Genomic DNA, 12,282 nt, shown 5'->3' on the forward strand with positions numbered 1-12,282 from the left:
ATAATTCAAACAAAGAAGGCGCCGATTGGCGCCTTCTTCTTATATGGATGCAGTGTTTAACCCGCCTGTTCTTGTAACGATGCCCAGAGGTTACCCACCAGCACTTGATCAGAAGGGTTCAGCTCGTTTGAATTCTCTTTCAGGCTTTCGTCAACACGTACCTTCAGCGCAGACACATCTTCGATGCCGTCCTGCTCACAGTCTGCGGCCGCCAGCGAGACATGACCACGCAGATAACCGCTGGCAAACAACTCATCATCAGAGGCGGTTTCTACCATGGCATCAATCAGGTCGAGGATTTTCTCTTCGTATTCTTGGATCATTTTTAGCTCTCAGGAAAAGTCTGCTGGCGTTAAAGGAGGACGATTATAAAACGTTCGAAGGGCGTCTGAATAGGTTTTGGCGCGCGTAGGCATACCGTCTTCCAGATATTTCATCACTTGCTCACGCACTTTTGCGGTAAATACCGGGCGGTCAGGTTCGAAAGAACCGTTTAGATTGTCGCAGCTTACCTGGAAGCGAAAGCCACAACTGGCCGACAGAATCCACTCTACCGCCTGAGGTTTGATTTCTACCTTTTCAAACTCGGCTTGCGTCTGCTCATCGCGTCCATCCGGTAGATACCAGTAGCCAAAGTCTTCCAACAAACGGCGTTCAGGCCCGGCAATGCACCAGTGTGACACTTCATGAAGCGCAGAAGCATAAAAACCGCGGGCGAAGATAATTCGGTGGTGTGGGTTGTCATCATCCGCAGGCAGATAAATCGGCTCATCGCCGCCCAGCAGCAATTCTGTGTTGAAAGAATCAATAAAAGTCTGATTAAAGACAGAAATAAGGTCGTTGTAATCGTGTTGCATGGCGCGAATTGTAATAATGAAGTTACAGCAAATTCAGTTAAGCGGACATTTTACCTGCCAAAGCCCCCATTGTCGCAGCAAAAGCACCGTTTTAGGCCAATTCCACCATCAAAAGCATGAACTCAATTCATGGCTGACCTCACAACCTTTCATTGGATTGAGAGGTTAATCACAACTATGATTGCGCGAAATTATCCCATTCAATTGCAAGTTACTGAATATCATGTTGTTGTCCACGTTATACATCGTTGGAATTACCGCTGAAGCCATGACAGGCGCACTGGCGGCTGGCCGCAGGAATATGGACTGGTTTGGCGTCATGCTGGTCGCTGCCTGCACAGCCATTGGCGGCGGTACCGTGCGTGATATTTTGCTCGGTCACTACCCGCTTGGCTGGGTCGCTAACCCGCACTATCTGGTGATTGTCTGCGTTGCCGGTATCGTCACGACCTGGATGGCATCTTGGGTGGCCCGTAATCACAAGCTTTTCGTCTGGCTGGACTCACTCGGTCTGATTGCTTTCAGCATTATCGGTTGTCGAGTTGGCATGGATATGGGGTTGTCGCCGCTGATTTGTGTGGTGTCTGCCCTGGTCACAGGCATCTTTGGTGGCCTTTTGCGTGACTTGCTGTGTCGCCGTCAGCCAATGGTGCTGCATAAAGAGCTTTATGCCTCTGTCGCTTTCTTGGCTGGCGCCATGTATTGGGCGTTGATGACTTACGGTAACCGATTTGGCATTGATGAAAATATCGCGACCATTTCTACGCTGGTGACAGGCTTTGTATTTCGCATGTCTGCGGTGAAGTTTGGTTGGAGTCTGCCGGTGTTTAGTTTTGAAGCGGAAGAAGCTTTAGAGCATAGATCTTAGGAAGAGAAGATCCTAGATTCTAGGTCCTAGGAAGAGCAAAGAACGAAAAAGAAGGGCTGACAGTGTAAACCGTCAGCCCTTTTTCAGGTATTTGCTTTTCCTAGGACCTTCTTTTCCTAGGCTCTAGGATCTTTCATTTAAATCTTCGGCGTATTGGTATGAACACCTGCATTCTGTGCGCGGTGGCGCAGCAGGTGGTCCATCAATACAATCGCAACCATGGCCTCTGCAATTGGCACAGCGCGGATACCGACACATGGGTCATGACGACCTTTGGTAATCACGTCGACAGTTTCGCCATCCACATTGATGGTTTCACCCGGTACCGTGATGCTTGAAGTTGGCTTCAATGCAAGGTGCGCAACGATATCCTGACCAGATGAAATACCACCTAGGATGCCACCAGCGTGGTTGGATTTAAAACCTTCCGGTGTCAGTTCATCACGGTGCTCGCTGCCGCGCTGGTTGACGACGTCAAAGCCATCGCCCACTTCCACGCCTTTCACGGCATTGATACCCATCAACGCGTAAGCAATGTCTGCGTCTAAACGATCGAAAACTGGCTCGCCCAGACCAACTGGCACGTTATTCGCGACCACGGTGAGTTTTGCACCGATAGAATCGCCTTCTTTTTTCAGCGCACGGATCAGTTCATCCAAGGCTTCAAGCTTTGATTCATCCGGGCAGAAGAATGGGTTTTGCTCAACTTGATCCCAGTCGACCTTGTCGATGGTCACATCACCCATTTGAGAGAGGTAACAGCGAACTTCAATACCGAACTCTTGCTTGAGGTATTTCTTTGCAATCGCACCCGCAGCAACACGCATCGCCGTTTCACGTGCTGATGAGCGGCCACCACCACGGTAATCACGATGTCCGTATTTTTGATGGTAGGTGTAGTCGGCATGGCCCGGACGGAAGCGGTCGGAAATTTTAGAGTAATCCTGCGAGCGCTGGTCCGTATTTTCGATAACCAGGCCAATCGAAGTCCCCGTTGTTTTGCCTTCGAAGACGCCAGAAAGGAACTTCACTTCATCCGGTTCGCGACGTTGAGTCGTGTATTTTGAGGTGCCCGGACGACGACGGTCCAGATCGACCTGTAAATCTGCTTCTGAAATTTCAAGTCCCGGTGGACAACCGTCAACAATGCAGCCCAACGCCAATCCATGACTCTCACCAAAAGTGGTGACCCGAAAAACCTGACCTATTGAATTGCCTGCCATTACTTCCTCTGTTTCTCTCCGGTCGACGTATCACAACCGCATTAGCATGCACCTAATGAAACATAACCGCGATTGAGAAGCAAAAGCTTTTTTTATGTACAGGTGGAAACTCCCTGTAATACTGGGCTGGTTTCAAGAAATGAGGCAAAACCGGAAAGAGAGATACAAAAAAGGCCGAAATCTATAATTTCGGCCTTTTTCTTAGAGTCAAAGACAACAATTAGTCTTTGTAGATAGAAAATTCGTCGGCAACACTGACCAGATCCTGATAGGTCATCAGGAAGACACCGTGGCCGCCGTTTTCAAACTCCAGCCAGGTTAGTGGCAGGTGCGGATACTGGTCCTGAACGTGAACCATGGAGTTACCCACTTCACAGATCAGAATGCCCTGCTCGGTCAGATAATCCGGCGCATTAGCGATGATGCGGCGCATCAGTTTCAGACCATCGGTACCTGCAGCCAGACCCAACTCCGGCTCATGACGGAACTCATCCGGCAGCGAGTTCATGTCTTCCTCATCCACGTATGGTGGGTTAGAGACAATCAGGTCGTACTTGTCTTTTGGCAGATCACGGAACAAATCTGAGCGGATTGGGAAAACCTGCTGCTCCAGGCCATGCTCCTGAATGTTCATCTCTGCCACTTCCAGCGCTTCCGTAGAAATGTCCACCAGATCTACTTCAGCATCAGGGAACGCGTAGGCACAGGCAATACCAATGCAGCCACTGCCGGTGCACAGATCCATGATACGGTTTGGCTCGACTTCCAGCATTGGGCTGAACTGATTCTGGATCAGCTCACCGATTGGTGAACGTGGCACCAGCACACGCTCATCCACGTAGAATTCCAAATCACAGAAGTACGCTTTGTTTGTCAGGTAAGCCACTGGCGTGCGCTCGTTGATACGACGGATTACGCGTTCAACAATACGGTGACGTTCACTGGTGGTCAGACGCGCAGTTTGCGTTTCTGCAGGCACATCAATTGGCAGATAAAGTGTCGGCAGTACCAGTTGTACCGCTTCGTCCCATGCATTGTCCGTTCCGTGACCGTAATAAATTCCTGCTGCATTAAAGCAACTTACCGTCCAACGTAGCATGTCTTGCAGCGTACGCAGCTCGTTGACGACTTCATCAACAATAATTCTATCCAAAATGGCCTCCAGTAGCCTCAACACATCACCGTCAGGGCGATTCCAACAGGAAAGCAGACATTGTTCTTATTTTAAGTAAAATGCAGCTAACAGAATTTGGAAATGACTTATGAGTAAGAAATCCCCGATCCCAGAAGATGACGACATGTCATTGTTCCGCGATGCGGTGAAAGGCGTTAAAAAACTGCAGCAGGATACCATAAACCCGCCGAGACGCCAGACAACAGAGCAAGCGCGCAAGAAGCAGACAGAGTCCGCGGCGCGAGACCACACCTTTTATTTCTCAGACGAGTTTGAACCGCTGCTGAAAGAAGATGGGCCAACTCAATATGCGCGCACAGGTGTCTCCAAATACGAAGTGAAAAGACTTCGCCGCGGTGTTTACGTGCCGGATATGTTCCTGGACCTACACGGCATGACGCAACTGGAAGCTAAGCGAGAGTTAGGCGCGCTGATTGCAGCATGTATAAAAGAAGGGATCAGTTGTGCCTGTGTCATGCATGGTATTGGCAAACACATACTGAAACAGAAGACGCCACTTTGGTTGGCACAGCACCCTGATGTGTTGGCATTCCATCAGGCGCCACTGGAATTTGGTGGTGATGGCGCTTTACTGGTGCTGATTGAAATCCCGGAAAAATAGCCGGAAGCTTAGGAACAAAAAACGCCCTGTGTTGGGCGTTTTTTTATGTCTGCTTAAAGCTGCTTTCGAACAAGCGGTCAGGATGCGTACCCCATCACTTGCGATGGACTTTTCATCCACAGCACTTCACTCTGTTCCGTTTGCGGATTGTATTCAATGCAGGAAATGGAAGATGTCGGGAACATCGGCGGCTGCAAATCAGCCTCAAACTCTGCCGTGAGATAACCCACCAGCGGTAGATGAGAAACCAAAAGAATCGACACCGGATTATCAACGGAAACTAAAGCGCGCAGGTAAGAAGCAACGTGCTCGCTGTCTCCGTACGGCGTGATGCCATCTTCCGTCAAGACGCTTTTCGCTTCAGGCAAAACAGCAGCACATGCCGACCAAGTCTGCTGTGCGCGTAAATAAGGACTCACCAAAACTAAGTCCAGTTTTCCCTCTGGCAGCTCTTGTGCCAGCCAGCGTGCCATTTCAACCGATTGTTGCTCACCGCGATCGGTCAGCGGACGTTCTTCATCACTGGCGGCGAAGGTGTGTGCCTCACCGTGGCGCATAATATAAATTCGCATATCACAACAGCTGATTTTGAGTATTCTTCGATATGCTACCAGTCAATTCTTTAATCTGGAACGACTGATCGCACAGATGTTTGCCTCAATTTACTTACGTGGTCATAATTAAGACCTTGCCACTACCAGTGAAGGTGCTTTGTGCAAATCAGTCCCAACGATCATCGTAGCTACCGCCTTATTACTCTCGCCAACAATTTGAGGGTGCTTCTGGTAGAAGATGTGCAAGCACCGCGCAGTGCTGCTGCGTTAACCGTGAATGTGGGACACTTCTGTGATCCCGCTGATCGTGAAGGTTTAGCGCACTTCCTAGAACACATGCTGTTTCTCGGTACAGAGAAATATCCTGATGTTGGTGAGTTCCAATCCTTTATCAGCCGCCATGGCGGTAATAACAACGCCTGGACAGGAACCGAGAACACCACCTTTTTCTTCGACATCCGACACGACCATTTCGAAGAGGCGCTTGATCGATTTGGTCAATTCTTCTCTGCACCTTTGTTTAATGCAGACGCGGTCGATAAAGAGCGTAACGCGGTTGACTCAGAATACCGCCTGAAACTTCAGGACGATGTGCGCCGGATTTACCAGGTGCAGAAAGAGACCATCAACCCGGCTCACCCTTTCTCCAAGTTTTCTGTTGGTAGCCTCGACACCCTTGCCGATCGCGAGGGCAGTTCGGTGCGTGATGAGCTGATTGCTTTTTACAAGACCCATTACAGTGCCAACCTGATGGCAGCCTCTATCACTGGTCCATTCAGGCTGGACGATTTGGAAACGCTGGCAAACCAAACATTCAGTGATATTCCGAATCTTGACCTGTCGCCGTTTGTGCCAGATGTCTCGTTTGTCGATAAAGCCCAGTTGCAGCAGTTTGTCTGTATCGAGCCGCTTAAAGATGTTCGTAAGCTGACACTGGCATTTTCGATGCCAGCTACCGATGAGCATTACAAAATAAAACCACTTTCCTACATAGCCCACCTTCTCGGTTATGAAGGTACTGGCAGTGTGATGTCTTTGCTAAAAGCAAAAGGGCTCATCAATAATCTGTCTGCTGGTGGCGGCATCAGCGGTTCGAATTTCCGCGAGTTTTCAGTCAGTGTCAGCCTGACCGAGGCGGGACTGACCAAGATTGACGATATCGTGACTTACATTTTTCAGGCTATCAGTCTTATCCGCGAGCAGGGGCTCGATGATTGGCGTTATGCAGAAAAACGTGCGGTGCAGGAAATGGCGTTTCGTTATCAAGAGCCGTCACGCCCTATCGATACCGTGAGTCATATGGTGCTCAACATGCAGCATTATCAGGATGATGATGTGCTGTATGGCGACTACATCATGCAGGAATATGACGAAGCCTTGATACGCCAGATGCTTGGATACCTGACACCCGATCATCTTCGCCTGACGTTGATTGCCAAAGGTGGCAATTATGATCGCACGGCAAATTGGTACGACACCCCTTACAGCGTGAAACCATTCACCGAAGCTCAGCTCGAAAAATGGCGTGCGGCACATATCTCTCCAGCACTGGCTTTGCCAGAGCCAAACCCCTTTATCAGCTATGAACTCGACCCTGCAGATCTAGAAGTGCCAGAACAGCAACTACCCGAGATGATTCAGGAGTTACCAGGCTTTCGTTTGTGGCACTTACAAGATACCGATTTCCGCGTCCCGAAAGGCGTGGTTTACGTCGCGATAGACAGCCCGCATGCGGTGCAATCGGTCGAGAACATCGTAAAGACCCGCGTCAGCGTTGAAATGCTGATGGAGTCGATCAATGAGACAGCCTACCCTGCCGAAGTTGCGGGCCTGAATTACAACCTCTATGCCCATCAAGGTGGCGTGACTTTGAAGCTCAGCGGCTTCAATGAAAAGCTGCCGCTGCTGATGGATTTGGTATTGGATAAATTTGCCAAGCGCGATTTCAACCCAGAGCGCTTTGAAATCATCAAAACCCAGTTGCTACGAAGTTGGAACAACGCGACTCAAAACAAAGCCATTAACCGCTTATACAATTCGATGACAGGCATCTTGCAACCAAACAATCCAACGTATGAAGAGCTCATCGAAGCGCTAGAACCACTGCAGGTGACAGAGCTACCGGACTTTGTACATAGCGTGATGTCGGAACTGCATGTTGAGATGTTTGTTTACGGTAACTGGCAGAAACAGCAAACACTGAATTTGGCGGAGCCTGTAAAAGATGCGCTTCGCGTGCACAACCAACGTTATCAGGAGTCCACCCGACCACTGGTTCTTTTGAAAGGTGCTGGCAGTGCCTCCTATCATCTGGGGTGTGACAGCCAAGATTCAGCCGTGTTGGTTTATTACCAGAGCCATGGTACGGGACCTCAGGATGTCGCCTTATTTACTTTCGCTCAGCATTTAATGTCTGCCATCTTCTTCAACGAGCTGCGTACCAAGCAGCAACTTGGCTATATGGTTGGCTCAGGCAATATGCCAATGAACCGGCACCCAGGTTTGATTTTCTATGTGCAGTCGCCTCAGGCTGGCCCAGCGAAATTAATGGAAGCAATAGATGACTTCCTCAACGCCTTCTTCCTGGTGCTGCTTGAGCTTAACGAAGCGCAATGGCAAGCCAGTAAACAAGGGTTACTCGGACAGATAGAAGAACCGGATGCCAACCTGCGCGCCCGCGGACAGCGTTTGTGGATCAGCATTGGCAATAAGGATGCTGAATTCACCCAGCGACAAAACGTAGCTGCCGCTATCCGCGATATGGACCGAGCAGATATGGTGAAGTTTGTGGTCGAGCAATTGAAACCACGTAGATCAGATCGTCTGATCATGCACAGTTGCGGTGGCGCTCACCCTGATGAATGTAGTCTTGAAGGCACAAAGGAAATTGAATCTGTCACAGCGTTTCGTCGCAATCGCACCGAGCGAATTAACTAAGGTCTGTCGACCTTCGCTGATGAGTTTTCCAATCTTCAGATATAAAAACCCCCGGCTGGCCCGGGGATTTTTTGTTTAAGGCTTAATTAATGGAACGTCTTCCCTTCCGCTGCCATGGCTTTAAGCAGTTCACACGGTGCAAACCGCTCACCGTACTTGGCTTCATGCTGCTCAAGCATTTCCACCAAGCGCTTAATGCCAATGTGGTCCATATAGCGGAATGGACCGCCAAGGAATGGAGGGAATCCGATACCGAACACAGCACCAATGTCACCGTCACGCGCAGATTTCACCACACCTTCATCCAGACACTGAGCAGCTTCATTCAGCATCATCAGCACACAGCGAACGGCCAGTTCATGGGCTGAAAGCTGACTTTTCAGCTCAACACCCAGCAAGGTGTAAACACGCTTATCGACTTCTTTTTTCTTACCGTTATAAACGAAGAAGCCTTTGCCACTCTTACGACCTTTACGGCCATCATTCAGCATTACGTCGAACACATCCGGTGCACGGAATCGCTCGCCCAATTCGTTCAACAGGATTGGGCTGATCTTCGCGCCAATGTCGATACCCACTTCATCCAGCAGTGTCACTGGGCCAACAGGGAAACCGAAATCCAACAGCGCATTGTCAATGTGCTCAACCGACTCACCGGACAGTAAGGTTCTTGCCGCTTCGTTCATGTAAGGCGCAAGAATACGGTTCACGTAGAACCCGGCCTTGTCAGCGACCACAATCGGCGTTTTACCTTGCTTCTTCGCAAGCTTCACCACAGTCGCAACGGCTTCTTCGGACGTGCCCGCATGTGGAATAACTTCCACCAGCGGCATTTTATCGACCGGCGAGAAGTAGTGCAGACCCACAATATTTTCAGGACGCTTCGCACCCTCGGCGATTTGATGGATTGGCAGTGATGAAGTGTTGGTAGCGAAGATGGTGTCTTCAGCCAGATTCTCTTCCACCTCGGCAACCATTTGGTGCTTCAGTGTGAGATCTTCAAATACGGCCTCGACAACCACGTTGTTTTGGCTCATACCGGAATAGTCAGTCGTACCACTAATACGATCCATCTGCTTTTGCATTTCGGCTTTGGAAATGATGCGGCGCTTGCGCTTTTTATCCAGCAGTTTATAGCTGTAAGCCATCGCATTCAGGATGCCATCGTTGCTGACATCTTTGACGCGCACAGGTGTATTCGCTTTGGTCGCAGACACATTAGCGATGCCAGCGCCCATCAAACCACCGCCCAGCACAGTCACGCCTGTCACAGTGCGAGGCTCAGCATCAGCGCCGGTTTCTTTTTTCATTGCGGTGGTGGCAAAGAAAATGCTGCGCAGTGCGGCTGATTCTGATGACATCACCAGCTCACCAAAGCGTTTTGCTTCCAGCGCCAGACCTTTCTCTGTGCCTTTATCCAAGCCATGTTTGATGACTTCGAGAATAGCTTCGGTAGCAGGGTAATTACCGCGAGTTTTCTCACGGGTTTTCTTTGCAGCCTGATCGAACACAACAGAGCGACCAAGTGCATTGCCGCCCATCGCCCAATCCTGCCAGCTACCTTTACGCTTAGGCTTACCTTTCAGCGCCAACTCTTCAGCAACGCGAAGCAACACAGACTGGGGAACCACATCATCGACCACGCCCATTTTCTTCGCTTTCTTCGCGCGAAGTTGTTTGCCCGTCAGAATCATATCCAACGCGCCCGGTACACCAATCAGTCTTGGAAGACGTTGAGTACCACCAGAACCTGGCAACAGGCCAAGCTGAACTTCCGGCAGACCTAAACGGGTTTTATCATCATCACTCGCAACTCTGCTATGACAAGCCAGAGCGAGTTCCAGACCACCGCCCAGCGCTGGGCCGTGAATCGCGGCAACGACATGGAAAGGTAGCTTCTCAATGCGGGAGAAAAGCTTCTGCCCATGCTCAGCAATGGCTTGAGCATCCTCTGCAGTATTGCAGGCATCCAGCATGCGAACGTCAGCACCGGCAACAAAGTTATCCGGTTTTGCCGAGTGCAGCACCAGACCTTTGATATCACTTTTGCTTTCAAGCTCGCTCAGAATTGCACTGATTTCATCAACAAAGGTGGCTTGCAGGGTATTCATACTTTCGCCCTGCACATCAATGCTCAGCCACGCCACACCGTTGTCACCGTAGCTCAGCGAGAACGCACCGTTTGTTGGGGTTGTTTGCTCCGTCATTATTCTGCCTCCAAGATCATCGCTGCACCCAGACCACCTGCTGCACAAGCAGTATTCAATGCCAAACCACCACCACGGCGGCGAAGTTCATTCAAGGTTTGAGTGATCATGCGCGCACCGGTTGCGGCAAATGGGTGACCGTAAGCAATCGAGCCCCCCAACACATTGAACTTGTCCATGTCGATTTCGCCAATTGCCTGGCTACGACCCAGCTTCTGTTCTGCAAAGCTTTTGGACGCAAACATTTTCACGTTAGCCAATGTCTGCGCAGCAAACGCTTCATGCATGTCAATCAGAGTGAGATCAGAAAGCGTAATGCCAGCGCGATCTAAGGCGATTGGTGTGGAGTAAGAAGGTCCCATCAACATGTCATGTTCGACCTGAATCGCTGAAAACGCGTAAGAACGGATGTAACCCAGCGGCGTTAAGCCAAGCTCTTTGGCACGTCCTTCACGCATCAACATCACTGCCGCGGCACCATCGGTTAGAGGTGTACTGTTCGCAGCAGTCACAGAGCCGTATTTGCGATCAAACGCCGGACGCAGTTTCGCGTAACCTTCCACCGTGGAGTCTTCGCGAACATTGTTGTCTTTATCAATCCACTGGCGATAAGGTTCTGGGAAGGCAGTCATCACTTCGTCACGAACCAATCCGTCCGCCCAAGCTTTCGCTGCGAGAGAATGCGAGCGGTGTGCCAACGCATCTTGCTCTTCACGAGTAATGCCATGGCTCTTGGCCATTTGCTCAGCGGTTTGCCCCATACTGAGACCCGTCGAATATTCGGCAACTGCTGGAGGAACCGGTGCCAAGTCTTTGAGGGAGAGTTTACTTAGGAGTTTTAAGCGCTTACTCATCGTCTTGGCTTTGCTGAGTGCCAACAGGGTCGCTGCCATATGTTTGGACACACCAATTGGCAGCACGGAAGAGGAATCTGCGCCACCTGCGATACCGATATCAACAGCACCGGCCATGATGCTTTCGGTGACGTTAACGACAGATTGGAAACTGGTCGCACAAGCACGGCTGACACTGTAAGCATCAGTATGAACATTCATTCCTGTACCAAGCACGATTTCACGAGCGATGTTCGGCGCTTCCGGCATTTGAACAACCTGTCCAAAAACCAGTTGGTCGATAAGCTTAGGGTCGATGTCGGTACGATTTAGCATTTCGCTAACAACCATCTTGCCGAGATCAACAGCTGGCACATCCGCATAAGCGGTGGATTGTCGTGCAAACGGGGTACGTAAACCCGCAACAACAGCTATACGTTCACCCTGACGCGTAGTCAGATTCTGGGGAGAGTTCATTGCCGCTCCTTGCAATTATTAGAGGTCAGACCAGAAGAGTGTAACCAATTTGTTATCAGATTAAAACGTGCGTTTTAATTAAATCTGCCAAGCAAACATAGACCGTTACGACATTTTTGAAAATAAAAACTGAGCGAGAAGTGAAGTTGGAGGGCGACTGAAAACACAAAGCAAAAAAAAACCACACCTATCAGGTGTGGCAACGTATGTGGAAAGCAATCACGTATTAAATCAATTAACGTAAAGCCAATTGCAAATCAGGTCATTGACCTGAGGAGAAAGTAAAGTCAGCCTTCAAAAAGGAAGTTTGTCATCTTGCTCAACACGGTTTCATGCGACAGATTCGGTAAACCAACGAAGCCTGTAACACGTCACCAGATGACAGTGCCTACTATACCCACGCGTCAGGAAGCGATGTTGAAGCAGATCAATTTTTTGTTTGATTACTCATCAATCGAAGGAAAGAGAGGCTAAACCGAAGGGAAGATTGCGAGTCAGATTGGCCAAATATGCATTTAGTTGAATTATTT

10 protein-coding genes are annotated in these 12,282 nt (G+C 49.8%); 3 read left to right on the forward strand and 7 right to left on the reverse strand.

Annotation, left to right across the window (positions count from 1 at the left end):
* Window positions 1-56: 56 nt before the first annotated feature.
* Both GCE9029_RS09540 and GCE9029_RS09545 read right to left on the reverse strand, forming a co-directional pair.
* A complete protein-coding gene (locus GCE9029_RS09540) occupies window positions 57-323 on the reverse strand; it encodes a YfcL family protein (protein WP_046302945.1) in 267 nt (88 codons plus the stop codon).
* Window positions 324-332: 9 nt separating this feature from the next.
* Window positions 333-857, reverse strand: coding sequence for an elongation factor P hydroxylase (locus GCE9029_RS09545; protein WP_062662948.1), 525 nt, complete (start codon window positions 855-857; stop codon window positions 333-335).
* A 223-nt stretch (window positions 858-1,080) separates the two neighbouring features.
* On the opposite strand from GCE9029_RS09545, the gene GCE9029_RS09550 reads away from it, so the two are divergent.
* Entirely contained in the window at window positions 1,081-1,725 is a 645-nt protein-coding gene (locus GCE9029_RS09550; RefSeq protein WP_062662949.1) for a trimeric intracellular cation channel family protein, read from the forward strand.
* Window positions 1,726-1,862: 137 nt separating this feature from the next.
* Here the strand turns inward: GCE9029_RS09550 and aroC are convergent, their stop codons facing one another.
* Both aroC and prmB read right to left on the reverse strand, forming a co-directional pair.
* On the reverse strand, window positions 1,863-2,948 hold the full coding sequence (aroC, locus tag GCE9029_RS09555) for a chorismate synthase (protein WP_062662950.1): 1,086 nt from the start codon (window positions 2,946-2,948) through the stop codon (window positions 1,863-1,865).
* 220 nt (window positions 2,949-3,168) lie between these two features.
* Window positions 3,169-4,101 (reverse strand): 50S ribosomal protein L3 N(5)-glutamine methyltransferase, encoded by a 933-nt coding sequence (prmB, locus tag GCE9029_RS09560; protein WP_062662951.1) that lies wholly within the window; start codon window positions 4,099-4,101, stop codon window positions 3,169-3,171.
* 109 nt (window positions 4,102-4,210) lie between these two features.
* Between prmB and smrB the strand changes: the two genes are divergently transcribed.
* Window positions 4,211-4,744, forward strand: coding sequence for an endonuclease SmrB (gene smrB / locus GCE9029_RS09565; RefSeq protein WP_002537807.1), 534 nt, complete (start codon window positions 4,211-4,213; stop codon window positions 4,742-4,744).
* A 77-nt stretch (window positions 4,745-4,821) separates the two neighbouring features.
* On the opposite strand, the gene sixA is transcribed toward smrB, so the two are convergent.
* Complete coding sequence (gene sixA, locus GCE9029_RS09570) at window positions 4,822-5,316, reverse strand: phosphohistidine phosphatase SixA (protein WP_062662952.1); 495 nt, start codon at window positions 5,314-5,316, stop codon at window positions 4,822-4,824.
* A gap of 141 nt (window positions 5,317-5,457) precedes the next feature.
* Between sixA and GCE9029_RS09575 the strand changes: the two genes are divergently transcribed.
* Window positions 5,458-8,235, forward strand: coding sequence for an insulinase family protein (locus GCE9029_RS09575; protein ID WP_062662953.1), 2,778 nt, complete (start codon window positions 5,458-5,460; stop codon window positions 8,233-8,235).
* An 86-nt stretch (window positions 8,236-8,321) separates the two neighbouring features.
* Here GCE9029_RS09575 and fadJ read toward each other — a convergent pair whose 3' ends face one another.
* Both fadJ and fadI read right to left on the reverse strand, forming a co-directional pair.
* Complete coding sequence (gene fadJ / locus GCE9029_RS09580; RefSeq protein WP_062662954.1) at window positions 8,322-10,442, reverse strand: fatty acid oxidation complex subunit alpha FadJ; 2,121 nt, start codon at window positions 10,440-10,442, stop codon at window positions 8,322-8,324.
* Complete coding sequence (gene fadI, locus GCE9029_RS09585) at window positions 10,442-11,752, reverse strand: acetyl-CoA C-acyltransferase FadI (protein ID WP_062662955.1); 1,311 nt, start codon at window positions 11,750-11,752, stop codon at window positions 10,442-10,444. The genes fadJ and fadI overlap by 1 nt, the downstream gene beginning before the upstream one ends.
* Between the last annotated feature and the right edge of the window lie 530 nt (window positions 11,753-12,282).

This window comes from Grimontia celer (assembly GCF_900055185.1).
Classification (GTDB): domain Bacteria; phylum Pseudomonadota; class Gammaproteobacteria; order Enterobacterales; family Vibrionaceae; genus Enterovibrio; species Enterovibrio celer.

What these genes read in the sequence shown, in the direction of transcription:
- GCE9029_RS09540 (WP_046302945.1), bottom strand. Translation starts at nt 323, where the DNA reads ATGATCCAAGAATACGAAGAGAAAATCCTCGACCTGATTGATGCCATG.
- GCE9029_RS09545 (WP_062662948.1), bottom strand. Translation starts at nt 857, where the DNA reads ATGCAACACGATTACAACGACCTTATTTCTGTCTTTAATCAGACTTTT.
- GCE9029_RS09550 (WP_062662949.1), top strand. Translation starts at nt 1,081, where the DNA reads ATGTTGTTGTCCACGTTATACATCGTTGGAATTACCGCTGAAGCCATG.
- aroC (WP_062662950.1), bottom strand. Translation starts at nt 2,948, where the DNA reads ATGGCAGGCAATTCAATAGGTCAGGTTTTTCGGGTCACCACTTTTGGT.
- smrB (WP_002537807.1), top strand. Translation starts at nt 4,211, where the DNA reads ATGAGTAAGAAATCCCCGATCCCAGAAGATGACGACATGTCATTGTTC.
- sixA (WP_062662952.1), bottom strand. Translation starts at nt 5,316, where the DNA reads ATGCGAATTTATATTATGCGCCACGGTGAGGCACACACCTTCGCCGCC.
- fadJ (WP_062662954.1), bottom strand. Translation starts at nt 10,442, where the DNA reads ATGACGGAGCAAACAACCCCAACAAACGGTGCGTTCTCGCTGAGCTAC.
- fadI (WP_062662955.1), bottom strand. Translation starts at nt 11,752, where the DNA reads ATGAACTCTCCCCAGAATCTGACTACGCGTCAGGGTGAACGTATAGCT.